The sequence below is a fragment of the Microbacterium sp. NPDC055988 genome, from assembly GCF_042269505.1.
Classification (GTDB): Bacteria; Actinomycetota; Actinomycetes; order Actinomycetales; family Microbacteriaceae; genus Microbacterium.
Map to the genome: position 1 here is coordinate 516,691 of NZ_JBHJXY010000001.1, position 22,456 is coordinate 539,146.

30 protein-coding genes are annotated in these 22,456 nt (G+C 67.7%); 8 read left to right on the plus strand and 22 right to left on the minus strand.

Going from position 1 to position 22,456, the window contains the following annotated elements; translation table 11 throughout:
• Nucleotides 1-83 precede the first annotated feature (83 nt).
• Nucleotides 84-1,784: a long-chain-fatty-acid--CoA ligase gene (locus ACFC14_RS02610; RefSeq protein ID WP_376101087.1), complete on the plus strand. Its 1,701-nt coding sequence runs from the start codon at nt 84-86 to the stop codon at nt 1,782-1,784.
• 67 nt (nt 1,785-1,851) lie between these two features.
• Here ACFC14_RS02610 and ACFC14_RS02615 read toward each other — a convergent pair whose 3' ends face one another.
• The 5 genes from ACFC14_RS02615 to ACFC14_RS02635 form a co-directional block, all read right to left on the minus strand.
• On the minus strand, nt 1,852-2,193 hold the full coding sequence (locus ACFC14_RS02615; protein WP_376101088.1) for a hypothetical protein: 342 nt from the start codon (nt 2,191-2,193) through the stop codon (nt 1,852-1,854).
• Nucleotides 2,194-2,195: 2 nt separating this feature from the next.
• Complete coding sequence (locus ACFC14_RS02620; RefSeq protein WP_376101089.1) at nt 2,196-2,654, minus strand: prevent-host-death protein; 459 nt, start codon at nt 2,652-2,654, stop codon at nt 2,196-2,198.
• Nucleotides 2,655-2,719: 65 nt separating this feature from the next.
• A complete protein-coding gene (locus ACFC14_RS02625) occupies nt 2,720-3,181 on the minus strand; it encodes an SRPBCC domain-containing protein (RefSeq protein WP_376101090.1) in 462 nt (153 codons plus the stop codon).
• 9 nt (nt 3,182-3,190) lie between these two features.
• The gene (locus ACFC14_RS02630) at nt 3,191-3,835 is read right to left on the minus strand and encodes a dihydrofolate reductase family protein (RefSeq protein WP_376101091.1); all 645 of its coding nucleotides are present in this window, start codon (nt 3,833-3,835) and stop codon (nt 3,191-3,193) included.
• A 1-nt stretch (nt 3,836) separates the two neighbouring features.
• Complete coding sequence (locus ACFC14_RS02635) at nt 3,837-4,175, minus strand: ArsR/SmtB family transcription factor (protein WP_376101092.1); 339 nt, start codon at nt 4,173-4,175, stop codon at nt 3,837-3,839.
• A gap of 357 nt (nt 4,176-4,532) precedes the next feature.
• Here ACFC14_RS02635 and ACFC14_RS02640 point away from each other — a divergent pair, with 357 nt between their 5' ends.
• Nucleotides 4,533-4,673 (plus strand): hypothetical protein, encoded by a 141-nt coding sequence (locus ACFC14_RS02640; RefSeq protein WP_376101093.1) that lies wholly within the window; start codon nt 4,533-4,535, stop codon nt 4,671-4,673.
• 45 nt (nt 4,674-4,718) lie between these two features.
• Nucleotides 4,719-5,084 (plus strand): cupin domain-containing protein, encoded by a 366-nt coding sequence (locus ACFC14_RS02645; RefSeq protein ID WP_376101094.1) that lies wholly within the window; start codon nt 4,719-4,721, stop codon nt 5,082-5,084.
• A 45-nt stretch (nt 5,085-5,129) separates the two neighbouring features.
• Here ACFC14_RS02645 and ACFC14_RS02650 read toward each other — a convergent pair whose 3' ends face one another.
• Together ACFC14_RS02650 and ACFC14_RS02655 are read right to left on the minus strand one after the other, a co-directional pair.
• Nucleotides 5,130-5,849 (minus strand): GPP34 family phosphoprotein, encoded by a 720-nt coding sequence (locus tag ACFC14_RS02650; protein ID WP_376101095.1) that lies wholly within the window; start codon nt 5,847-5,849, stop codon nt 5,130-5,132.
• Nucleotides 5,850-5,851: 2 nt separating this feature from the next.
• A complete protein-coding gene (locus ACFC14_RS02655) occupies nt 5,852-6,622 on the minus strand; it encodes a MerR family transcriptional regulator (protein ID WP_376101096.1) in 771 nt (256 codons plus the stop codon).
• A gap of 214 nt (nt 6,623-6,836) precedes the next feature.
• Here ACFC14_RS02655 and ACFC14_RS02660 point away from each other — a divergent pair, with 214 nt between their 5' ends.
• Nucleotides 6,837-7,427: a small multidrug efflux protein gene (locus ACFC14_RS02660; RefSeq protein ID WP_376101097.1), complete on the plus strand. Its 591-nt coding sequence runs from the start codon at nt 6,837-6,839 to the stop codon at nt 7,425-7,427.
• 28 nt (nt 7,428-7,455) lie between these two features.
• Here the strand turns inward: ACFC14_RS02660 and ACFC14_RS02665 are convergent, their stop codons facing one another.
• The 4 genes from ACFC14_RS02665 to ACFC14_RS02680 all read right to left on the minus strand — a co-directional run bounded on the left by ACFC14_RS02665 (nt 7,456) and on the right by ACFC14_RS02680 (nt 10,232).
• The gene (locus tag ACFC14_RS02665; protein ID WP_376101098.1) at nt 7,456-7,749 is read right to left on the minus strand and encodes a hypothetical protein; all 294 of its coding nucleotides are present in this window, start codon (nt 7,747-7,749) and stop codon (nt 7,456-7,458) included.
• Between the two features lie 21 nt (nt 7,750-7,770).
• Nucleotides 7,771-8,097: a hypothetical protein gene (locus ACFC14_RS02670; RefSeq protein ID WP_376101099.1), complete on the minus strand. Its 327-nt coding sequence runs from the start codon at nt 8,095-8,097 to the stop codon at nt 7,771-7,773.
• A gap of 72 nt (nt 8,098-8,169) precedes the next feature.
• The gene (locus ACFC14_RS02675) at nt 8,170-9,207 is read right to left on the minus strand and encodes a methionine synthase (protein ID WP_376107071.1); all 1,038 of its coding nucleotides are present in this window, start codon (nt 9,205-9,207) and stop codon (nt 8,170-8,172) included.
• Between the two features lie 20 nt (nt 9,208-9,227).
• Nucleotides 9,228-10,232: a DUF1852 domain-containing protein gene (locus ACFC14_RS02680; protein WP_376107074.1), complete on the minus strand. Its 1,005-nt coding sequence runs from the start codon at nt 10,230-10,232 to the stop codon at nt 9,228-9,230.
• A 124-nt stretch (nt 10,233-10,356) separates the two neighbouring features.
• Between ACFC14_RS02680 and ACFC14_RS02685 the strand changes: the two genes are divergently transcribed.
• Nucleotides 10,357-11,298 (plus strand): LysR family transcriptional regulator, encoded by a 942-nt coding sequence (locus ACFC14_RS02685; protein ID WP_136041635.1) that lies wholly within the window; start codon nt 10,357-10,359, stop codon nt 11,296-11,298.
• A gap of 35 nt (nt 11,299-11,333) precedes the next feature.
• On the opposite strand, the gene ACFC14_RS02690 is transcribed toward ACFC14_RS02685, so the two are convergent.
• The 8 genes from ACFC14_RS02690 to ACFC14_RS02725 all read right to left on the minus strand — a co-directional run bounded on the left by ACFC14_RS02690 (nt 11,334) and on the right by ACFC14_RS02725 (nt 18,418).
• A complete protein-coding gene (locus ACFC14_RS02690) occupies nt 11,334-12,077 on the minus strand; it encodes a hypothetical protein (protein ID WP_376101100.1) in 744 nt (247 codons plus the stop codon).
• A gap of 88 nt (nt 12,078-12,165) precedes the next feature.
• Complete coding sequence (locus tag ACFC14_RS02695; protein WP_376107077.1) at nt 12,166-13,212, minus strand: type IV toxin-antitoxin system AbiEi family antitoxin; 1,047 nt, start codon at nt 13,210-13,212, stop codon at nt 12,166-12,168.
• Nucleotides 13,213-13,345: 133 nt separating this feature from the next.
• Nucleotides 13,346-14,206 carry a MurR/RpiR family transcriptional regulator gene (locus ACFC14_RS02700; RefSeq protein ID WP_376101101.1) on the minus strand — a complete coding sequence of 287 codons (861 nt, stop codon included), beginning with the start codon at nt 14,204-14,206 and terminating at the stop codon, nt 13,346-13,348.
• On the minus strand, nt 14,187-15,059 hold the full coding sequence (gene phnE / locus ACFC14_RS02705) for a phosphonate ABC transporter, permease protein PhnE (protein ID WP_376101102.1): 873 nt from the start codon (nt 15,057-15,059) through the stop codon (nt 14,187-14,189). The genes ACFC14_RS02700 and phnE (ACFC14_RS02705) overlap by 20 nt, the downstream gene beginning before the upstream one ends.
• The gene (gene phnE / locus ACFC14_RS02710) at nt 15,056-15,865 is read right to left on the minus strand and encodes a phosphonate ABC transporter, permease protein PhnE (RefSeq protein ID WP_372468918.1); all 810 of its coding nucleotides are present in this window, start codon (nt 15,863-15,865) and stop codon (nt 15,056-15,058) included. Before phnE (ACFC14_RS02710) ends, phnE (ACFC14_RS02705) begins: the two co-directional genes overlap by 4 nt.
• Nucleotides 15,862-16,686 carry a phosphonate ABC transporter ATP-binding protein gene (gene phnC, locus ACFC14_RS02715; protein WP_376101103.1) on the minus strand — a complete coding sequence of 275 codons (825 nt, stop codon included), beginning with the start codon at nt 16,684-16,686 and terminating at the stop codon, nt 15,862-15,864. The genes phnE (ACFC14_RS02710) and phnC overlap by 4 nt, the downstream gene beginning before the upstream one ends.
• A gap of 18 nt (nt 16,687-16,704) precedes the next feature.
• Nucleotides 16,705-17,715, minus strand: coding sequence for a phosphate/phosphite/phosphonate ABC transporter substrate-binding protein (phnD, locus tag ACFC14_RS02720; protein ID WP_376101104.1), 1,011 nt, complete (start codon nt 17,713-17,715; stop codon nt 16,705-16,707).
• Nucleotides 17,708-18,418 (minus strand): HAD family hydrolase, encoded by a 711-nt coding sequence (locus tag ACFC14_RS02725; protein ID WP_376101105.1) that lies wholly within the window; start codon nt 18,416-18,418, stop codon nt 17,708-17,710. Before ACFC14_RS02725 ends, phnD begins: the two co-directional genes overlap by 8 nt.
• 131 nt (nt 18,419-18,549) lie before the next feature.
• On the opposite strand from ACFC14_RS02725, the gene ACFC14_RS02730 reads away from it, so the two are divergent.
• The 3 genes from ACFC14_RS02730 to ACFC14_RS02740 all read left to right on the plus strand — a co-directional run bounded on the left by ACFC14_RS02730 (nt 18,550) and on the right by ACFC14_RS02740 (nt 20,027).
• Nucleotides 18,550-19,182, plus strand: a complete 633-nt coding sequence (locus tag ACFC14_RS02730; protein WP_376101106.1) for an amino acid deaminase — start codon at nt 18,550-18,552, stop codon at nt 19,180-19,182.
• 133 nt (nt 19,183-19,315) lie between these two features.
• Nucleotides 19,316-19,654 (plus strand): ATP-dependent DNA ligase, encoded by a 339-nt coding sequence (locus tag ACFC14_RS02735; protein WP_376101107.1) that lies wholly within the window; start codon nt 19,316-19,318, stop codon nt 19,652-19,654.
• A gap of 103 nt (nt 19,655-19,757) precedes the next feature.
• Entirely contained in the window at nt 19,758-20,027 is a 270-nt protein-coding gene (locus ACFC14_RS02740) for a hypothetical protein (protein ID WP_376101108.1), read from the plus strand.
• Here the strand turns inward: ACFC14_RS02740 and ACFC14_RS02745 are convergent.
• From ACFC14_RS02745 to ACFC14_RS02755, 3 genes are all read right to left on the minus strand, one after another.
• Complete coding sequence (locus ACFC14_RS02745) at nt 20,021-20,854, minus strand: lysostaphin resistance A-like protein (RefSeq protein ID WP_376101109.1); 834 nt, start codon at nt 20,852-20,854, stop codon at nt 20,021-20,023. The two genes, ACFC14_RS02740 and ACFC14_RS02745, sit on opposite strands and share 7 nt — an antisense overlap.
• 10 nt (nt 20,855-20,864) lie before the next feature.
• On the minus strand, nt 20,865-21,632 hold the full coding sequence (locus ACFC14_RS02750; RefSeq protein WP_376101110.1) for a lysostaphin resistance A-like protein: 768 nt from the start codon (nt 21,630-21,632) through the stop codon (nt 20,865-20,867).
• 79 nt (nt 21,633-21,711) lie between these two features.
• Nucleotides 21,712-22,440, minus strand: coding sequence for a GntR family transcriptional regulator (locus tag ACFC14_RS02755; RefSeq protein WP_376101111.1), 729 nt, complete (start codon nt 22,438-22,440; stop codon nt 21,712-21,714).
• Nucleotides 22,441-22,456 lie beyond the last annotated feature (16 nt).

Genomic DNA, 22,456 nt, shown 5'->3' on the forward strand with positions numbered 1-22,456 from the left:
ATCGCCGTCGGTTCTCCCGACATCCGTGAATCGGTCCTGCAAGTGGGACCGCGGACGACGTCGTTCCCGGGCAGGATGGACTCATGAGCGCCCATCCCCTGGAATCGCGACCCTGGCTCGACTCGTACGCGGCGGGCGTCCCCGCAGAGATCGACGAACCGACGCAGACGCTGCCGGAGATGCTGTCGGCGAGCGTGAAGGCGTTCGGCCGGCGTCCGGCACTCGATTTCTTCGGGGCGGTCACGACATACCGGGAGCTCGGAGATCAGGTCGCGCGCGCAGCGGAGGGCCTGCGGCGGCTCGGGGTCGGCAAGGGCGACCGGGTCGCGCTGGTGCTGCCCAACTGCCCGCAGCACGTCGTGGCCTTCTACGCAACGCTCCGCCTCGGTGCGATCGTGGTCGAGCACAACCCTCTCTATACGCCCCGCGAGTTGCGTCACCAGTTCGAGGATCACGGTGCGCGGGTCGCCATCGTGTGGGACAAGGCGGCCGACATGGTCGCCGGTTTTCCCGCCGACCTCAGGGTCGAGCACATCGTGAGCGTCGACATCACGGCAGCGATGCCGCTCTCGAAGCGCGTGGCGCTCCGCCTCCCGCTGCCCAAGGCGCGTGAGGCGAGGGCGAAGCTGACCGGCACCCCGAAGGCACGGCACCTCGTCTCCTGGAAGAGCCTGGTCGATCACCGGCATCTCTCCCGGCGCGTGCCCGGTCCCGCGTTGGACGACACCGCACTGCTGCAGTACACGAGCGGCACGACGGGCGTCCCGAAGGGCGCGATCCTCACCCACTCGAACCTCCGGGCCAACGCGATGCAGGGACGCGCATGGGTGCCAGGACTCGTCGACGGACAGGAGACGTTCTACGGAGTGCTGCCGCTGTTCCACGCCTACGGCATGACCCTGTGCCTCACGTTCGCGATGAGCATCGGCGCACGGCTCGTCCTGTTCCCCGCGTTCGATCTGGGGCTGGTCACGGCGGCGGCGCGCTCGACCCCGCCCACCTTCCTCCCTGCCGTGCCGCCCATCTACGACGCGCTGGCACGAGCGGCCGCGCGCGGCACCATCGACCTCTCGACGGTCCGCTTCGCGATCTCCGGCGCGATGAGCCTTCCGGTCGCGACGGTGCAGCGGTGGGAAGAGGCGACCGGCGGCCTGCTCGTCGAGGGCTACGGCATGACCGAGAGCTCGCCGGTGGCACTCGGCAATCCGATGGGGCCGACCCGTCGTCCCGGCACCGTCGGGGTGCCCTTCCCGAGCACCGAGATCCGCGTCGTCGACCCGGAGGACACGGACGTCGACAAGCCGGCCGGCGAGCGCGGGGAACTCCTCATCCGCGGCCCGCAGGTCTTCCAGGGCTATTGGGGGCATCCGGGCGAGACGGCGGATGCGCTGCTGGCCGACGGCTGGCTCCGCACCGGGGACATCGCCGAGGTCTCGGCCGACGGGTTCGTGAGCATCGTCGACCGCCTCAAGGAGCTCATCATCACGGGCGGCTTCAACGTGTCGCCCAGCGAGGTGGAGGACGCTCTCGTCGCGCACCCGGATGTCACCGCCGCGGCCGTCGTCGGGCTTCCGAGACCCCACGGCGGTGAGGATGTCGCCGCCGCGGTCGTGCTCCGCGAGGGCGCCGCACTCGATGTGGATGCGCTGCGCGACTTCTGCCGCACCCGGCTCACGCCCTACAAGGTGCCGCGCCGCATCACCGCCGTCGACGACTTGCCCCGGTCGCTCATCGGGAAGGTGCTGCGTCGTCAGGTGCGCGACCGACTGCTCGAAGAGCGCTGAGTGATCGAACCACCCGCCGGTCACCGGCCCCACCCCGGCCGTGGGCGAGTGCACCAGAAGCGGCTCGCTATTTCGTCGTGTTCGGGTGATGCGTGTGCACCTGCTCGACGAGCACATCACCGCCGTCGACGTAGAACCAGATTCGCGCGTCGCCCTGCGCGGTCGGCTTGTGCTGCCAGCGCTCGTAACGAGCGTTGCCGCGCTGGATGAACTGCAGCTCGCCTCGTAAGGGATAGTTCGTCGGTGTTCGCTCGAGAGGGCTTCCCGTGAGGAAGTCCCATGTATCGGCCATGGGGTTGCGAATGGTCGCGACGAGGTCACGCCAACCCCTGCGGGCGCCGGCGGTCGCGTATCGGATCGTGTATTCGGTCTTCTTCGTGGGCCTGGCGACCAGGTCGTCCTTGGCCACGCTCAGGGACGCTCGATCAGCTCGTCGTGATCCAGCCATTCCTCAGCTCGAGCGGAGAGGCCTGCGGCGATCGCGGTCGCCGTCTCCCGCCAGGACGTGAGCTCCGCGATCGCCAGATGGGGCTGCCCTGTGGCGAACGATGCGCGAGCGGCATCGACAAGATCCCGTGCGCACGTCGCCTGGTCGGCATCGGAGAGCGCCAGCATCCAAGGGAAGCGGTCAGCCATCCGCGACGCGAGAGTACCCTCCTCGTCGAGCGTGACCGTGATCAGGTCGGCGGCGAACTGCAGCAGCGCCGCGCGGGCGTCGGCCTCACGCTGCGACATCAGCACGAGCGGCTCACCGTCTCGGCGCGTGATCTGGACTGTGTGGTCCTCAGCCTCGGCGAAGACATCAGCGGAGTGCTTGCTGAGATCGGACGAGCGCCGAGTCGTCGTGCGGAGGTCGTTGAGGAGCGTCATGCGTCCATGATATTCGGAATGTATTCGGAAGTCTAACGAAGCCGCGAACATCGACCCCCTCGCGATCACGCGAGGTGGCGGCCCAGCGCGTCGAGGAGCCCGCGGGTACCGGCCTCACGCCCCTGCCCGTCGGCCCAGAACTGGTCGAAGAAGACGCCGTGCTCCGTGTGCGTGAAGCGGGTGCCGGCATCGATCGGCTCGAACTCCAGGGAAGCCACGGACGTCGACATGTGGACCCCGTCGAGCCACATGTCGTACGTCGTGACGATGCGGATGTGTTCGACGATGTCGGTGTACGTCGCCTCGTACCGCGAGACTGGACCGCCGTGGAACTTGCCCTCGTCGATGTCGCGTCCGCCGACCCGGAAGTCGAACACCCACTCCCGAGTGCGGATGCGGTCAGCGTCGCCCCACCAACTCCGCTTGCTGCCCTCGTCGGCGAACGCGGCCCAGACGTGCTCGAGGGGCGCGGGGTAGTCGCGGGTCAGGGTGAATCCGGAGTGCGCGAGTCGCCGTTCGATCGTCATCGCCACCTCCTATCGGGCCAGGGAGACATGGATCACGCCGCTCTCGGCGACCTCGCTCGTCACCTCGTGGGTGTGCTCGAAGCCGACCAGATCGTCCCACAGCCGATGGCCGCGTCCGAGGAAGATCGGGGTGACCATGAGGTGCAGGTCGTCGACCAGGCCCGCGCGCAAGAAGTCCCGTGCCGTTCGGTACCCTCCACCGATACGCACGTCGAGGTCGCCGGCGGCCTCCTTCGCCTCGGCGAGAACCTCTTCGATCGGGGCGTCGCGGAAGTGGAAGGTGGTTCCGCCGTTCATCGGAAGCGGCGCGCGGGGTGCACTGTGAGTGAGCACGTAGACCGCGGTGCCGAACGGGGGCGTGTCGCCCCACCAGCCCTTCCAGTCCGGATCATCGGGGAAGGAATGGAGTCCGAACATCCCGGCGCCCATGATCTCGGAGCCGACGCCGTCGAAGAACGCGGCCGCGTGACGGTCGTCGACGCCGGTCGTGCCTGCGCCGCTCGTGTCGCCGAAGACGTTCTGGCGGAACGTGCGGGTGGCGGCGTACGCGGCGGTGAGGCGCGCCCAGTCCTCGCCCATCGGATTCTCGGGGGTCGCATCCGACGGCGTGTAGCCGTCCAGCGACGTGAACAGGTCCATGCGGACACGGGTCATGTCAGTTCTCCTTCGGGGTCGTGCGAGCGAGGTGGATGCCGAGGCGGTCGGCCCGGTGCTCCGCGGGCGTGCGCTGCTCGCCGAGCCACAGGTGCAGCACGTCCAGGGCACCGGGTCGCAGGCTCACGGTGCGCACCCGCCCGAGCTTCTCCGACGTCACGATCCCGGCACCCTCGAGCACGCTCAGGTGCTGCATGAACGACGGCAATGCCATGTCGAACGGAGCCGCGAGATCGGAGACGACAGCGGGCGATTCTGCCAGTCGTTCCACGATGGCGCGACGCGTGGGGTCCGCGAGAGCGCGGAGCACGGCATCGATCCGATCGTAATACTTAGGCATGCACCTAAGTATTACGAAAAGGCGTCATCACGTCAACAGGGAGGGAGGTTATCCGGTCGTCAGGGTCGGCTCCGCGGCGAACGGCACCATCCCGAAGCCGCGGTATCGGCCGGCGTCGGGGACGGTGCGCTGAGCCGCGATGACCCGAGCGCCAGGCCCGAGCTCCGGCTCACTGACGCTCGAAAGCGAGGCGTCCAGCCAGCACGACGTATGTGCCCGCGAACGTCCGTCGCAGCCGGGTCATGACGCGGGGACGACCGATCACCTGCGTGCGCATGACCGCGGCGAAGACGCCCGGGCTACTCGATCCTCGAAGACGTAGCCACGTGGCTGCACGAGGGAGGACGCGAATCCGCCGTGGAGCTCGCCACCCGCGCCTGGGCGGCACTGCACGGTCTCACGTCACTGCGCCTCCACAAGCCGTCGCTCCCGTGGCCGACGTCGATCGCGCACGAGGTCGACGAGATCACACGGGCGATCGTGGGCACGGTGAGGTAGCTCGAGTACGCCGTCGACGATGGTGCCGCGGCTACGCTGAGACGTATGGCAGACGATGTTCGCAACGTGCTCGAAGCCCTCTCCACCATCGACGAGCACTGGCAGCCGCATCGGCTCACCAGCATCAACGACTACGACGTCAAGGTGGTCAAGCTGCAGGGCGAGTTCGTCTGGCACACCCACCCCGACACCGATGAGCTGTTCATGGTCGTGAGCGGCCGGCTGACGATCCAGCTGCGTGATCGGGATGTCGTGCTGAACCCGAACGACGTGTTCGTCGTGCCGCGCGGAGTGGAGCACTGCCCGAAGGCGACCGACGAGGTGCACGCGATCCTGTTCGAGCCGAAAGGCACAGTGAACACCGGAGACGTCGGCGGCGAAATGACCTCCGACCTGCACGAATTCGACTGAGGTCATTACGGCTCAGCCGAGCGCCGTGAGCCGTGAGCCGACGCCTCACGTCCTAGGGAGCGCGAAGGCGGCGATGAGGGCGTTCGAGAGGACGGCGCCCATCGTGCGGGTCACGGCCTCCGCGGCTGCGGCCGCCCCCCAGTCGCCACGCTCGATCGTCTTGGCGCGCGTGTAGACGTCTCCGCTCCAGGGGATCTCACCGTCGAACTGCGGCAGTGTTCCGCTCGCGGAGAGGAGGGCGATGCTCGCGGCGGTCCGGATGTCCGGTGTCTCACCGTCGGTCAGAACGGAGCGCACCCGCTCGATCAACGCGGCGCGTCGGTCGCTTCCCAGGGCGAGCTTCGTGGTCGGAAAGATGCCGAGCGATCTGCCCTGTTCTCTCGTGAGGTCGCCGCGCTCCACGAGGCGATCGAGGACAGGCGCCCGGAGGTTCGGGCCGATCGCCGCGAGCACCGTCTGCACATCCCGCGGCTTCCGTTCGATGTACTCGAGCGCGGGCGCGAGCAGCTCGTCGGGCACAGCGTGGGGGTCGAGCGCGTGGATGCGATTCGTGAGCGCGCCCTCTTTGCGCACCTCGATCCGCTCCTGCAGCGCCAGGTCACCCAGAGCGGCGCCGCCGAGCACATAGAAGAGGATGTTCTCCCCCGCGATCGAGCCCGAGTCGGGTTGGAAGAGCAGGAGCATCACGTCTTCGACCAGTAGGGGGTCACCGAGGTGCGGGCTGAGGGCATCATTCGTGGAGCGGGCATCGTACTGGTCCGTCATCGTCATTCTCCTTCGTCGTGTGCAGCGTCGACTCTCGGTGAGGAACTCGAGCCCGACGCCTGCTCCCGGGCGAGCACGGACGCTCGGCCGAGCACGTCGAGTTGCGCCTCGTTGTACAGCTCGGTGAAGGTCTCGAAGAATGCCTGCGCCGTGACGTGCGACCCCTTCGACAGGTGCTCGCCCTGCTCGATGAGCCACGGGTAGTCGGTGAGGTGCTGCGCGATCACCGGCGCGAACATCTCGGCGATGCGTTGACGGGTCTCCTCGTCCGCATCGACGGGGAGTGCTTCGAACTCCGCGCTCCCGTCGTCGGATTCGGTCTCGACCATCGTGCGCAGATCCGCCATCGCCGCCGGATCGTAGAGCTGCTCGTACACGAGCATGAGCGACCGCTCGGGAGCCGACAGTCTTCCTGCGACGTCCTCGAAACCCGCGGGCGGGTCGGTCGTGGACGTTCCGTCGACGATGGCGCGGATCTCCGCCCGTGCACGCTGCAACCGCTCGATGCTCGCGGCGAGATCGGCATCGATCGCCAGCAGCGCCGCTTTCGGGGTGTCTCCGTCCGTGCCGACCGACTCGATCTGGGCCAACGGGACGCCGAGATCGCGGAGCCGGCGGATCTGCAGCAGCCGGACGAGGTGTCGGGCGCGGTACTGCTTGTAGCCGTTCGACATCCGCTCCGGCTCCTCGAGCAGGCCGGAGCGGTGGTAGTGACGCACGGTGTTCACGGTCGTCCCCGCGAGCTCGGCGAGTTCACTCGTGCTCCAGGGCATCGCCCATCCCTTCTGTCGAGGTTCATGGCCGGGTCTCGGCCTGGCTCTCCACCCCATTCAAGACCCTGTTCTCACAACAGGGTCAATACCCCGCAGTCGGTCTTCCGAGGCGCTTGACCCTGTGCTGTGAACAGGGTCTGTACTGCTTCTCGCACCCCGCGGCCGCGAGCCCGCGCTGAAGAGCCCGCGCCTGAACAGAGAAAGAGAGACCGCCATGGTGGACAACCCCTACGAATGGCTGCAGAACGCCATCGACCAGCTTCCGGAATTCCTGCAGCCGCTTCTCGTCATGCTGGCGGGCGCGATCCCCTACATCGAGGGTGAGGGCGCCGCCGGCCTCGGCATCCTCGCGGGCATCGACCCGATCGTCGCCGCCGTCGCGGGAGCGGCGGGGAACATCCTGTGCGTGATCGGAGTGGTCTTCCTCGGCTCGCGCGTACGAGAGGGCGTCGTGGCGCGGAAAGCCGCTCGGACCGAAGCGCATCGTCTCGAGCCCTCGCTCGTCGGCGGCGCAGGCTCGGGGACGGATGCCGGCGGAACTTCGCCGGGAGACGGGGATCCGGAGAAGCCCTCACGGAAGACCAAGGGACGGGCCAGGCTTCGACGCTGGCTGGTGCGCTTCGGCGTTCCCGGCGCGAGCATCCTGGCTCCGCTTGCCCTTCCCACGATGCTGACGGCCGCGTTCTTCGTGGGATCCGGCGTCAGCAGACGCTGGGTGATCCTGTGGCAGGTCGTCGCGATCGTCTTGTGGACGAGCCTGATCGCCGTCGCGGCGACGGGCGCACTCGCCCTTCTCGGATGGTGACGGCCGTTTCGACGGGTCGTCCGACCGCTCAGAGTTGGTCGAGCACGAGCTCACCGCGCGTGTTCAGCTGCGCCATCATGTGGGCGACCCGGTCGGCTTCGATCTTCGGCATCGTCGGCTGGTCGAACTCGAAGATCAACGGGATGCTCGGGTGCACCCAGATGGTCAACCGCCCCGACTGCACCTCGGGCTTCGGCAGCCAGGTCATCATGAAGCTCTCGTTGCGCCGCAGCTTCGTGCCGATCACGATCTTGAGGTGCGCCAGAGTCGTGTCCTCGATGTCGATCGCGGGGCGCGAACTGTTGTACTCCAGAGTTCCCATGTGGAGAACTGTACGCGCGGCCTAGCCGAGTTCGTACTCCGGGGTTTCGGGTGGGTCCAGGGGCGGCCCCGACGGAGACTCGACGCCGCGGGTGAGCACCTGCAGGTGACGGACCAGTTCGGGATCCTTCAACTCCGGTGCGCTGCTGCTGATCGCCTTTGCCACGATCTGGCTGGCCGGACCGATCAGGAACTTCGCCGACACGACGGTGCCGTCCTGCTCCCGCACCGGTATCTCGATGATCTCCGCGCGCTCGTCCTCCCCCAGCGCACGTCCGTACGCCAGCAGGGCATCCGCGATGTCGTCACCGGTCAGGAACTCCTCGCCGCCATACAGGATCGCTCGCATACTGCCGTTCTACGCCACATGGGCCGTATCCCCGCGCCCCTTGCCCGCTCATCCGACGGGTGCTAGCGGCAGTCAGCTGTCGACGGCACCGAGCTCTTCGCGAAGGAGTGCGGCGCCCGCGCTGAGCGCACGCAGTTTGCCGCGGGCGACGTCACGCGGCAACGGCGCCAAACCGCAGTTCGTGCTCGGCACGAGCTTGTCGGCATCCACGAAACGGAGCGCGTCGCGGAGCGTGTCCGCGACCTCTTCCGGGGTCTCGATCGTCTGGCTGGCGACGTCGATGGCTCCCAGCATGACCTTCTTGCCCCGGATGAGTTCGATGAGGTCGAGGGGAACGTGGGAGTGGTGGCTCTCCAGCGAGATGGTGTCGATGCTCGAGCGCTGCAGCAGCGGGAACGACGTCTCGTACTGCCGCCACTCCGCCCCGAGCGTCGCCTTCCAGTCGGTGTTCGCCTTGATCCCGTAGCCGTAGCAGATGTGCACCACGGTTTCCGCGCGCAGTCCCTCGGCGGCCCTCTCGAGTGCCGCGACTCCCCAGTCCCGCACGTCGTCGAAGAACACGTTGAACGCCGGCTCGTCGAACTGGATGATGTCGACGCCCGCCGCCTCGAGCTCCCTCGCCTCCTGGTTGAGGATCGACGCGAACTCCCAGGCCAGCTTCTCGCGGCTCTTGTAGTGGCGGTCGTAGAGCGTATCGATCATCGTCATCGGACCGGGCAGTGCCCACTTGATCGGCTGATCGGTCTGCCGGCGGAGGAACTTCGCGTCCTCCACGAACACGGGCTTCTCCCGGCCCACGGCACCGACGACCGTCGGCACGCTGGCGTCGTAGCGGTCGCGGATCCGGACGGTCTCCCGCTGGTCGAAGTCGACGCCGGACAGATGCTCGATGAAGGTCGTGACGAAGTGCTGACGGGTCTGCTCCCCGTCGCTGATGATGTCGAGGCCCGCGAGGCGCTGCTCCTGGACGGCGATGCGCAGCGCATCCTGCCTGCCCTCGGCCAGTGCCTCGCCCTCCAGCTTCCACGGCGACCAGAGGGTCTCCGGCTGCGCGAGCCAGGAGGGCTTGGGCAGGCTGCCGACGATCGAGGTGGGCAGGAGCGTGTTCACGATCGACGATTCTCCGTTGCTCATGCGACGGAGACCAGAGAGTCGGCCGAGTAGCCGGCGGCCCACTGCTCGAGGAGGTCGCCGTGCGGCTTCACGAGGTGCTCTTCGGCGTACTTCCCCTGCTCGGCCGCGAGCCGGCTGCGCTCGTCGCGATCGTAGGCGATCTTCGTCACCGAGTAGTCCTGCTGCTCGAGCGTCGGCCGATAGATCTTCGCGGCGGCCGAGTTGGCGTTGTAGATCTCCGGTCGGTAGATCTTCTGGAACGTCTCCATCGTGCTGATCGTGCCGATGAGCTGCAGGTTCGTGTAGTCGCCGAGCAGGTCGCCGCGGAAGTAGAACGCCAGCGGCGCGACGCTGCCGCGCGGCATGAAGTACCGGACCGAGAGGCCCATCTTCCCGAAGTACTCGTCGGTCAGCGAAGGGTCCTTCTGCTCGTACTCGACACCGAGGATCGGGTGGTGGTTCTCAGTGCGACGGTACGTCTTGCTCGTCGAGACGCTGATGCAGATCACGGGCGACACCGTGAAGCGCTCCCGATAGGCCTCCGAGTCGAGGAAGTGCTGGAAGAGCTTGCCGTGCAGGTCGCCGAAGTCGGAGGGAACGGTGAACCCTCCTGCTGCTGCGGTCGCCGCCGGCAGCCGCACGCTGAAGTCGAAATCGCGCACGTAGGACGAGAAGTTGTTCCCCACGATCCCGTGGCTGCGCTTTCCGGTCAGCCGGTCGACGATCTGGAGGTCCAGGACCTCGAGCAGCGGGAACTCCTGGTCCTCACCCGCTGCGGCGAACTGGACCGCGACGGAGACGATCTCGAGTTCGACGGTGTAGCGGTCCCCATCCGGGTTGTCCCAGCCCGCGAGATCGTTGAACCGACGGTCGATCATCGTCAGGGCGTTGCGGAGGTTCTGCTGACGGTGCTCGCCGCGTGCCAGGTTGGCGAAGTTCGTGGTGATGCGGGAGTTGTCCGACGGCGAATAGTCCTCGTCGAAGCGGGTCGTCGTGATGCGGAACGTGAAGTCGTGGGCCATGAGGTGCCAATCGATGTGCTGATCGGCCGGGCTCGGCCTCGCGAAAGGGGATGCCTCCATGGTGCGGTCTGAGCACCCCTATCGAGAAATACTCGACAGCTATGCCATGGCATAGTCTGAGGCTATGGTCAAACGTTCGAGCGGCATCACACTGCAGCAGCTCACCTACTACATCGAGGTCGCAGCGGAAGGATCGATCAGTGCCGCCGCCGACCTGCTCTACGTCTCGCAACCCACGATGTCGGCGGCGATGAAAGACCTCGAGAGCCGAGTGGGCCGCATGCTCCTCCTCCGCTCCGCCCGCGGCGTGACCCTCACCACGGATGGCGTGGAGTTCCTCGGATACGCCAGGCAGGTCGTCGAGCAGGTCGCTCTCCTCGAACAGCGCTACCTCGACCGGCCGCCGTCACGACGCCTGCTCGGGGTCTCGACGCAGCACTACTCCTTCGCGGTCGACGCGCTGGTGCGGATGGTGAAGGCGACCTCGGCGGCCGAGTACGAGTTCTCGCTGAGGGAAACGCGCACGTGGGACATCATCGAAGACGTCCGCACCCTCCGCAGCGAGTTGGGGATTCTCTACCGCAACGACTTCAACCGCAACGTCATCGACAAGCTGCTCCGCGACTCCGGACTCGCGTTCCACCCGCTGTTCGTCGCCGAACCGCACATCTTCATCTCCCGCAAGAATCCCCTCGCCTCGCGGGATCGCGTGACCCTCGACGACCTCGCCGAGGTGCCGCGCCTGACCTTCGATCAGGGCGCGAACAACTCCTTCTACTTCGCCGAGGAGATCCTCTCGACGCTCTCGAGCCCGCAGGACATCCGCGTCTCCGACCGCGCGACGATCTTCAACCTCATGATCGGACTCGACGGGTACACCATCTCGACGGGAATCATCAGCGACGACCTCGACCCCGAGATCGTCGCCATCCCGCTCGACGTCGACGAGCGCATCGAGATCGGCTGGATCGGCCACTCCGCGATCCCGCTCACCGAGCAGGCGCAGCGCTACCTCGCCGAACTGCGCACCGTCGTCTCGAGCTTCGGTGTGACGCTGCTCGGGTGAGCTTGTCGGGATGAGCGGCGTGCCGCGGCGGACTGTCACGCGCTCTCGAGCTCGTCCAGGAACGATCGGGCGCCTTCCGCGGCGTCGACACGGAGTTGATCTTCAGTGGCAGAGTCCCCCGTTCCGATCATCGTCTCGGCAAAGACCCCTGACCACGATCCCTCTGGGTCGAGGTAGCGGTTCACCACACGCCGGATCTCGACAGGATCCGACGAATCCATAGTGGCGACAAGCTGGCGAGCAACGGCCCGCGCGGCCTCGCGCGGGCCTCCCTCGTTGTAGAGGATCACGTACATCAAGTCGTACTTGTCCTTCGCGAGCATCCTCGATTGCGCCGCTGCCGCCTTGGCGAGGAGATAGCCGCCGAGACTCGCGAAGCGTAGCGACACCGTCTCGGGCGGTTCGGGCGTGTCTGCGCGCACGCGCGCAGACACGACGAGTTGGCGCTCCACAGGGGCGTGGAGCGCCGCGGCAGGCCCAGCGATCTTGCTCGCTACCGCCGAACGTGAGCCCGGGAGGGGGACCGTATCCCCGATGTGGTCCCAGATGTCACACAGGAACTCCAGGCGTACCTGCGCATTCCCGCGCAACGCGTTCCAGCGCCACCCGTTGATCGACGTGAATCCTCCCGCGGCGAGCGCGGTATCCACCCAGGAGAAGTCCGAGGAGTCTGCGATGTTGTCGAAACCGAGAGCGAACAGCAGGTCGATGTCGGTCGTCCCCTGATGAGGGATCGGCGCGCGGGTAGCCAGGAAATGGGGGTTGAGCCCGCCGATCACGACGTAGTCTCGCGCGTGCTCGCCGGCCAGCAGCGCGAACTGAACGAGAGCATCCTCCGCACGAGTACGAGCCTCACGGTCGCGAATCTCAGAATCCAATGGCGACTTCTCTCAAATACTCCGCCGCGTCGGCCGAACGGCCCCGTTCGCGCAGGAGATCCCCGTAAACACGAACAGGAGACGCGACGCGAACGCCGTCATGATCGTCGGTGAGTCCGAAGAGATACTCTCCCGCGGTGAATGCTCGTACACGCCCGCCGCGCTCTACCTCGCGTACATCGTCCTGGCTCGACAACCGTCGACGGAGTTCCGCCAGGGTACTGAACGAAACGAAGACGTCGACGCTGGGAACACTCGTGAGGTGTGGCGCGATGCGTTCAGCGGCCGCGGCGCCGGTCAGCGCCCAGTCCAGGCCACCGAGGGAGGAGGCGAGCATTGAGAAGGTCTGGTCGTGCTCGCGCCACGGAACATAGAATTCTGCAGCCGGCACGGTGCTCATCAGAGCGTATTGTCCTGCCCAGTCGCTCAACATGCGTCCGGGATCGCGTAGCTCACGCGTTGCGGTGCTTCCCCGCTCAGCGCCGGTCTTCGCGGTGTACCCTTGCTCGTCGAACTGCCGAAGAACCCGCGCCGCATGGGCGACAGAGACATCGGCCGCCTCCGCGATCCGGCCAACCCGACCGATCGAATCAGGGACGTCGTCGCCTTGCTGCACTCTCCATGTCAAGAGAGTCTCCGCGACAGCCTGCGCTGCCCCGGACCATGTGAACGGTCGTCCGGCGTCTGCCGGCAACGGGTCGAGGCGAGTGAGGTACAGCTCTCCGGGAATGACGATCCTCGCGCGCCCGCTCGCATCTACCCACGAAACCTGCGATTCATCGAGAAGCTTCCGTGCCCCCGGGCTCATACGACGGGCTGCGATCACAGGGAGGTTGCTGCCTCCGGCGTCTCCGTGACCAACGCCGTTTCGGACCCTACGAATGTCAGCGGGAAGGCCCTCGCCTGCCCAGATCGGCTGAAGGGTCCAGGGGTTCGGACCGAAAGAGATCTGGACCGCGTCCGCGCGCGCTTCGGCGTGGAGTTCGGCCGGGAGCACGCGCAGCAGCGCCGCCACTGCCAGGTTTTCTCGCGACATCACGGTTATATCGTAACTCGATATTTACTCGGTATTCTCAATTTAACTCGGTAAAGACCATCGGAGGAGAAAACGATTATGTTGCGAGGGCTGCATCGCGGATACCGTGCGCGGATCCTCCGCAGCGTCTCAACTACTCCGACAGGGAGTGGCCGAGCACGGAGAAGGTCGCCAGCTGGGCCGCCGTGGCGCTCCGCCCTCGCCTGCTCACCAGCAGACCGACGAGCGACTCGGTGACCAGCATCAGCGCGGCGCGCGAGGTGTACAGCAGCTCATCTCGGAACGAGTCGTTGATCGGGGCGACGACGAGGGCCACGTCGGCCATCTCGGCGACCGGCGAGCGCGGGAACGACGTGATCGCGAGCACACGGGCACCGCTCGCCCGGGCGGCCGTCATCACGTCGATCGATGCGCGGTTCACCCCCGACCCGGATACGACCAGGCAGGCGGAACCGGCGCCGAGCTGCGACGCGGTGATCTGCTGACCGAGGGTGTCTGCCACGTACTCGGCAGGGCGCCCGGCGGAGGTCAGGCGCATCGAGAGATCGGCTCCGACCGGTGCGGAGAGGCCGTTGGCCGCGACGAGCAGCCGCGTCGCCCCGTCGAGCTCGGCGACGAAGGCCGCCAGGGTCTCCTCGGTGACGGCGGACACCGTGTGGGCCAGGCGGGATGCGAAGCGGTCGACCGCACCGCGCAGCGCCCCGAGCATCGTGGCATCGGCGGTGGTGTCCTGCGGGGGCGCGGAACTCGCCCGCTCCCGCGCGAGCGCGACGCGCAGCTGCGGATAGCCGTCGTAGCCGAGGGTCTGGGCGGTGCGCACCACGGTCGTACGGCCCACCTCGACGGCATCCGCGATCTCCTGTGCGGTGCGCTCGATCGCGAGGTCGACATCGGCGGCGATCGCCTCGGCCACACGGCGCTCGCTGGGCTGCATCGACGGGGCGAGCATCGCGATGCGGGCCGTCGGCGGTGTCTCAGCGGGTCCCTGCCACATCGGCGCGCTCCTTCTTCGGTTCCACGATCGCCTTGACCCGCGGGCCGCGCATGATCCGGCGGCGGATCGCACCGGAGACCGTATCCATCAGCATCGTCGCGAGAACCACCACGATCAGCAGCATCCCGACCGTATCCCACTCGCGGAAGTTCGTGTAGTTGGCGAGCATGCTGCCGATACCTCCGGCGCCGACCAGTCCGAGCACCGCCGAGGTGCGGATGTTGATCTCGAAACGGTAGAGCGCGAACGACAACAGCGTCGGGGCTGCTGCGGGCCAGAGCGCCCACCTCGTCACCTGCGCCGTGTTCCCGCCGGCGGCCCTGACCGCCTCGGATGCGCCCTCCTGAACCGACTCGACCGTCTCGTAGACCCACTTGGCCTGCGTGCCGATGCCGGCGATCGCCAGCGCCAGCGCACCGGTGAACGGGGTGAGACCGGTGACGGTGAGCAGCAGCAGCGCGATGATGACCTCCGGCAGAGCACGGATCACGGCGAACACCCCGCGCAGCGGGAGACGCACCCAGACGGGTCCGACGTTGCTCGCGGCGAGCATGCCGAGCGGGATCGACACGATCACGCAGCCGATCGCGCCGATCCATGCCATCGAGATCGACCGCCACGTCTCGAACAGCGCCTGTGGCAGCTTGTCCCAGTTGGGGTCGGCGAACATGAGCGTCAGGTAGTGCGCGATCTGCGAGGGCAGCGCGCCGAGGTCGTTCCACGGGATCGGGAGCCCTGCCGCCGCGGCCAGGACCACGACGCCGACGATGACGGCGACGACGGTCGGGACGAGCCGGGACGGATGCCGGGGCAGGTCGAGTCCGATGCCTCGCGCGGTGGTCGAGAGCGTCATACCAGTCGCCTCCGCAGGAAGTTCGAGAACACTTCGATGAGCACGACGACGACGAGGATCTCGAGCACGATCACCGCGACGTCGTCGTAGGCGTAGAACGCCCGCCGTTCGTCGAGGAGTCGGCCGATGCCGCCGGCGCCGACGATGCCGAGGATCGCCGAGATGCGCACGTTGAGCTCGAGGGTGTACAACCACTGGTTCGCGAAGAGCGGCCAGGTCTGCGGAAGGACGACGCTGCGATTGATCTGCGTCTGGCCGCCGCCGGTGGCGCGTCCGGCCTCGATGACCGGCAGATCGGTGGAGTCGATCGCCTCCGACACCAGCTTGACGATGATGCCGATGTCGAAGAGGAGCAGGGTGAGGAGGCCGGGCAGCGCACCGACGCCGACCATCGCGACCAGCACGGTCGCGTACACGAGGTCCGGGACCGATCGGATGACGTTGATGACGGTTCGCACCGCGATTCGGGTCGGGCTGTTCGGGTTGGTCGGGGCGGCGGCCCACAGCGTCAGCGGCACGGAGATCACCGCGGCCACCGCCGCGCCGACCACGGCCATCTGGAGCGTCTCGAGCATCGGCCCGAACGTGCGCGGGAGGAACGAGAAGTCCGGCTGCAGGAACTGCACGAGCAGCGCGGATCCGTTGTCCCAGTTGCGGATGAGCGCGCCGAAGTCCAGCTCGATGCCGCCGATCGCCGGGATGCAGGTGGCGACGGTGAACGCGGCGAACGCCAGGACGACGAGGCTGGTGCGCAGCCGCGACGTGGGCTTGGGCGGAACGACGAGGGGGCGGGCTTCGGTGGTCATGCGCCGAGCACATCCCTCGGCTGGATCGGGCGTCCGTAGATCTGCTCGAAGTCATGGTCTGCGGCATCCGCTGCCGGCCCGTCGTAGACGACCTCGCCGGCCCGAAGGCCGATCATGCGCGTCGTGTACTGCCGAGCCAGGTCCATCAGATGGATGTTCACGAGCACGGTGAGGTGCTCGTCGAGGTTGACGCGGCGCAGGTCGTGCATGACCGCGTGCGCGGTGGGCGGGTCGAGGCTGGCGACCGGCTCGTCGGCGAGCATGATGCGGGGCTGCTGCGTCAGAGCCCGGGCGATCGCGACGCGCTGCTTCTGGCCTCCCGAGAGCTGCCCTGCACGATTCCAGACCTTCTCGAGCATGCCGACCGAGTCGAGCGCGCGGAGGGCGAGCTCGCGGTCCTGCGCCGTGCTCAGGCCGAGCACCGTGCGCCAGGTCGCGGTGTGGGCGAACCGGCCGACCAGCACGTTGCGGTACACGCTGGCCCGATCCGCGAGATTGAACCCCTGGAAGATCATGCCGATGTGCCCCCGGGTCTCGCGGAGCCGACGTCCGCGCAGGCCGGTGACAGCGTGCGGGCCGACGGTGACCGTACCGCTCGTGACGGGCACGAGACCGTTGATCGTGCGGATGAGCGTGGACTTGCCCGAACCGGAGAGGCCGACGACGGAGACCATCTCTCCGGCGGCGATGTCGAGGGACACACCGCGGAGGGCGCGGGTGCCGTTGGGATAGGTGACCGAGACGTCGTCGAGACGGATCGACCACGACGCGGAGGCCGGGAGCAGGGCCCCGGCCTCCGCGCGATGCAGATCGGTGTGCATGTTCTCAGTTCGGTCGTATCAGTTCGAGAACTCGGCGAGGATCTCGCCGTAGCGGGTGATCTCGTCCTCGGCGGTCTCGCTCGTCCAGTCGGAGAGCCCGACGAGGTCGAACATCACGGACGCCGCCTCCTCGGACGAGTCGGCGTAGCCGTCCAGCAGCTCGGTGAGCTCTGCAACCAGGTCGTCGGGAAGCGTCGAGGTGACCGCGACGCCGCCGTTGGGGATCATCTCGGTGTAGGCGAATGCCACGACCTTCTCGGCGATGTCCGGGGCCTCTTCGGTCACGGTCGTGCGGGCGTCCCAATACGCGAACGAGACCTCGGCGTCGCCGTTGTAGACGGCGAGGACCGCGTTGTTGTTGCCTTCGACGGGCACCTGCGTGATCCCGGCATCCGTGTCGACGCCCTGCTCTCGCATCGCGACGACGGGGTACTGGTAGCCGGCCGGCGAAGTGGCGGCCTGCAGGGCGACCTTCGTGCCGTCGGCGATCTCGCCGAGCGCCTCGATGCCGGCGGGACCGGAGCCGGTCGCATCCGCGGCGGCTTCCTCGATGCCGTTGCAGTAGGAGAGCTCGATGCCGCTGGCGGCGTAGGTCGACATGACCGGCTCGTCCTCGCAGTACTTGTCGGGGTTGTTCGTGTACGCCACCGAGGCGTACGAGGTGGCGCCGAAGCGCACGTCGCGGAGGATGAGCTCGGCGTCGTATCGCTCGGTCGCGTTGTACAGCGATCCGGCGTCGGTGATGATGACCTGCGCCTGGTCGGTGCCGAGGGCCTCGACCGTGGCCGCGTAGTCGGAGGCGACGACACCCTTCACCTCGATGTCGAGGTTCTCGGACAGGTACGTGGTGAGCGGGTCGAGGGCCTGGGCGAGGTCTTCGCCCTCGACCGACGGCACCAGCGAAAGGGTGATGGAGGACGGCCATTCGGTGGCCTCGTCTGCCGTCTCGGCGGGTGCGCTGCTGCTGCAGCCGGCGAGTGCCAGGACGGCGACGGCGGCGATGCCCGTGGAGAGCAAGGACTTACGCATTCGGATCGTGCCTTTCGGTGAGAGTGGTGCTGCGGGGGGTACTGGAAGCCGCGGTCGCGGCCCAGGCTTCGATGTCGCCGTAGAGATCGGCGATGGTCCGGCCGCGCATCGTGACGGCGGCCGGGGAGCGTTCGGCGGTGGCGCCGACGAGCGCCGTCGCTGCGCCCTGCTCGGCGGCGGGAGCGAGGTCGAACTCGAAGATGTCGCCGACCGAGAGGACGGGCCCTTCGGCGACCGCCGCCCGGATGATGGGGATGAGCCCCGACGGCTTGCCGACCGTGAAGTGCAGGTCGTCGAACAGGTGCGTGACGCCCCACCCGTCCAGCACAGGACGAATGCCGGCACCCGGCGCATTGGTCGCGAGGACCACCCGGACCTGCGGATGGATGCGGTTCAGGAAGTCGGCGAGACCGGTCGGCGGCGCGATCGCCGCATGCTCGGAGCCCAGCAGCGCGCGGGACGACTGGTAGGCGGCCTCGAGCGCATCGGCCGTCACACCGTGACCTGCGGCGAGCGTGCTGATCACGTCGTATCCATCGCGGGCGTCGGTCTCCCCACGTTCGAATGCGGCGAGGGCGGACATCGCGCGATCCGCGAACGTCGGGTCGTCGGCGGAGGTCGCGACGGCGCGGGCGAAGGCTTCGAGCGGTCCGGCGCCGAGCGCGATGGTGCCGTCGAAGTCGAGGACGATAGTGGGGGGCACGGTTCTCCTGGTCGGGGTCGGGACGATGCGTCCATGCTGACAGTCGTTTATGGACGGGATGACCACGCTGTATGAACAGCGCGTGAACTCCGATTCCGCGGGCGCCGACCGCGCCCGTTACGCTCATCGTCGTGATCGATCGATTGGATGCCGCAGCCGCCGCACACGATGCCGCAGATGTGCTGTCGATGTTCGACTGGCTCGGTCCGGCGATCGATGCCGATGCTCGGGACGACCGTTTCGCCCGCTGGGGCCGATCCACCGTCGTGGACGAGAACGTCGGAGCGCCGGTGCTGTCGCGGTCGATGTTCGAGGCGCTGCACGACCGCGCGGGGCTGGATTCGGCGTGGCCGGCGGGCAACGCCGGGCTGCTGCACGTGTACGGCTACCTGCTCTCCACCACGCCCACGCCGTACGGCCTGAAGCGCGACCGCTGGCTCGGCGGCGAACTGGCCCGCTCGTGCGGATGGACCGCCGATGCCTTCGTGCCCTGGGTCGGCGAGCGCACGCTCCTCGACCGGGTGACCGAGACCGCCGCGGGGCTGATCGCCGACACACCGGTGCGCCGGCAACCGCTCGGCGACCGGGAGGCCGTCATCGCGATCGCCGACCGGCAGCCGCACCCCTCGGCGCTCGCCTACGCGCTCGACTCATCCGCGCAGGGCCGCCGCCTCATCACGATGTTCCACCTCGTCGACCCGACCGCGCTGCTCGCCGAGCTCGACACCGAGCCTCCGCGCCTCCGGTGGAACGCCGTGGCATGAACGCTGCGGGCCTCAGCCTGCCGACGCTTGAGGTCCCGCTGCCCTCATAAGTGTGCGATGGTGGGAACACCACCAGCGACCATCTCGGGCGCGCCTCTTGGCACGGGTTCCGTGGCGGAAAGAGGTCACCCTGATGGGCAAGTTCATCTACGAAGGCGGAGTCAAGACGGAGCTGGAGGATCGCGCACTCACGCATGTGCAGCTCGTCGTGACCGCGAAGCTTCGGCGCGGAGAGCCGTTCGGCTTCACCTGGCGAGAGGACCAGAGCGTGGGTGGCGGCCGGACGACGGTGTGGATCCATGCCGGCAGCTCGCTCGTCTTCAAGTACAGCGGAAGCCGTCAGCCCGCGATCAATCGCGATTGGATCGAAGCCCTCGCCTTCACGGCGAACTCGCCGAGCGGACTCTACCTCGTTCCCGAGCCGCAGCAGACCGCATCCGCTGAGCGGGTCGACGTTCCCGCGCACGTCTAGCCGACACTTCCGCCGGCCCCCTCATGCTCACGACCGCTACCCGTGGGCACATCAGGAAGCAACCCCCCACGCGAATCAGCACACGCGGGAATACGGTCGCACCATGAACACGGAAGCCGACAGCATCACGCACGTCGCGATCGACGGGCGACGCTTCCGCCTCAACGGCGAGCGCGACCTCGTCGACCTCATGTCACAGATCGAGGCGGCTGCACGCTCGGAGCCGACGTTCGTGCACCTTTCCGACGGTGATGAGCTCGTCAGCGTCCTCGTCTCCTCGCGATCGAGGATCGTCATCACAGTGGAACGAGCGGGGATCGCGGCGATTGCGGACGAGCCTCCCATCGCGCCGTTCCTCGACTGGGACTACTGACGCTCGACCCGCGGCGCTGCCGAGCCCCGCTTGTGGCGCCGGTCCTCTCGGATGACGCTGATGATGCTGATCGTGGTCGCGATGAGAAGCAGGACCTGGATGGTGACCTGGAACGGGTTCGGGCTGTCCGAGGAGTGGGACTGCGGCACCGACGCTGCGGGGGTTCCCGCACCCGAGGCGAGATAGAGGACCCAGTCGGTGAGGGCATGCACGATCATCGCGACCCAGAGCCGCCCGGTCACGCGCCGCACCCAGTAGTAGGCGGCGCCCGACGCCGCGAGGAACGAGACCTGGAAGGCGATCGCCCCGAGCGGTGTCCCGGCGATGACGCTTCCGGGGATGTGCGCGAGCGCGAACACCGCACTGGTGGCGAGGAGAGCCACGAGTTCGCCGTGGCGCGCGCGGACGGCCGTGAGCAGCACACCGCGGATGAGGAGCTCCTCACCGAAGCCGACCATCAGCGTGCCCGCCGCGATGACGAGGATGAACCCGATCGGACGCGCCGCCCAGGGGACGTCGCCGAGCTGACTGATGGGCAGCAGCACCACGAAGACGGGGATCGAGATGAGCCACCAGCGCCGCGGTGTCAGGCTCGGCGTCGGAGGCTCGCGCCACACGTCCTGGCCCCAGCCCGCCCAGCGCAGGAGCACGAGCAGCCCGACGATCGCGATGGCGAGCGGGATGAAGTGCCCCAGGGCGAACTGCGCGAGCACCTGGTCGTCGCTCACCAGCCCGCTCAACACGTTGCCGAGCCCGGCGGCCAGGAGGACGTAGACGACGACCGCGGCGAGGGCGAGCCAGATGCTCCGCGGGCGTCCGGACGTCATCGGCGACGGGTCATGCACGAGCGTCGATCCGCTCGTTCGCGCCCCGGATCACGAAGGGCACGAAGATGAGGGCGAGGACACCGGCAATCAGGTACACGATCGGTCCGACACCGGCGAGGGCGCCCGGGGTGCCGTGGCCGACCGCGAACGTGGAGAAGTCCCACAGGCCGTGCAGGACCATGGACCAGATCAGCGTGCCGGTCGTCCGGCGCACGATGTAGAAGATGGTGCCGCCGAGGAACGCGAAGGCCACCTGCTGCAACGTCGGAAGGAGGTCCTGACCGGACGCGGCGTTCATGAGGTGCATGAGCGCGAACAGCGCGGTGGAGACGAACCACACCCATCCTTCGCCGAGCTTGCTTCGCAGCGCCGTGAGCAGCAGACCGCGCGTGGTGAGCTCTTCGGTGAAGCCGACCAGGATGAGGACGACGGATGCCGCGAAGAACGCTCCGTCGTAGGAGGCCCAATCGGTCGCAGCAAGGCTGATCAGCAGTGCGACGACCATCAGGATCGGCGCGATGATCGGCCACCGGACGCTGCGCTTGCGCTCGTGCAGGGCGGGCCGCCACCAGCCGAGGAGCGTCGTCGTGATCGCCAGCAGGATCGCGGCGACGATGAGCGAGAGCCCGGCTCCGAGGAAGAGGTTGCTCCCGCTCTCCCCGAGCTCGTCGTAGGGAACCCCGCTCAGCCGCTGCACCAGGAACACCACCGCCACGTAGCCGAGGAAGATGGCCAGGCCGATCCACACCCGAGGGCGGACCTTCAGAGTCTCCGTCATATCGCACATCTTGGCAGACACGGATTGCCGACCCGTTACATCTCCCGTGAAGTGTGTCGCGGTCGCATGCCGTCCGGGGCTACGGGATGTCCTCGACGATGCCCTCATGCGCGTCCGCCAGGAGGTTCAACGAGATCTCCCGGATGTCGACGACATGCTTGGCGAGATAGATGGGTCCGGCCTTCGCACGAGTGGTGAAGGTGATCGTCACGGGGTTCGCCGGCGCAGAGGCATCCCGCCAGGTGCGTGTCTGCGCCATGTACGGCGCGAGTCGCAGCGAGCCCAGGGCCGCGGTCTTGCGATAGCGCGCGCCGAGGCAGGCGTACATCGTCCGCTCGTCATCCGCCTTCGGCTCGTGCGTCGCATCGATGACCTCGAGGGTGCTCGCGACCACTTTCGTGCCCGCCCGGACGACGCTCTCCCAAGTGACGATGTCCATGCCGCGCTCGATCTCCAGCAGGCGTGCGCTCCAGCCCGTGGCGGGTGAGACGCGCCGCACGACCCGCTCGACCGTGAGGGCGTCCGCGCTCTGCGCCATGTGCTCGAGAGGGAGGACCGTCCCCGTCGGTGTCGGCGCCCGATGCGCGACCTGCCTCCGCCTGCCCGTGCCGCGCTCGATCACGCCGTCCTCCTCGAGAAGGGCGAGCGCCTGACGGACGGTGGTGCGACTGACCACGAGTCGACGAGCGAGCTCCTCCTCCGGAGGCAGGATCACCAGCGACTCGTCGGCATTGATCAGGGTGTCGTAGAGCCTGTCGTAGACCTGCACGGCGAGCGGACGGCGGTCTCGTACCGGCGGAATGTCCATGCACTTCATCATGCCA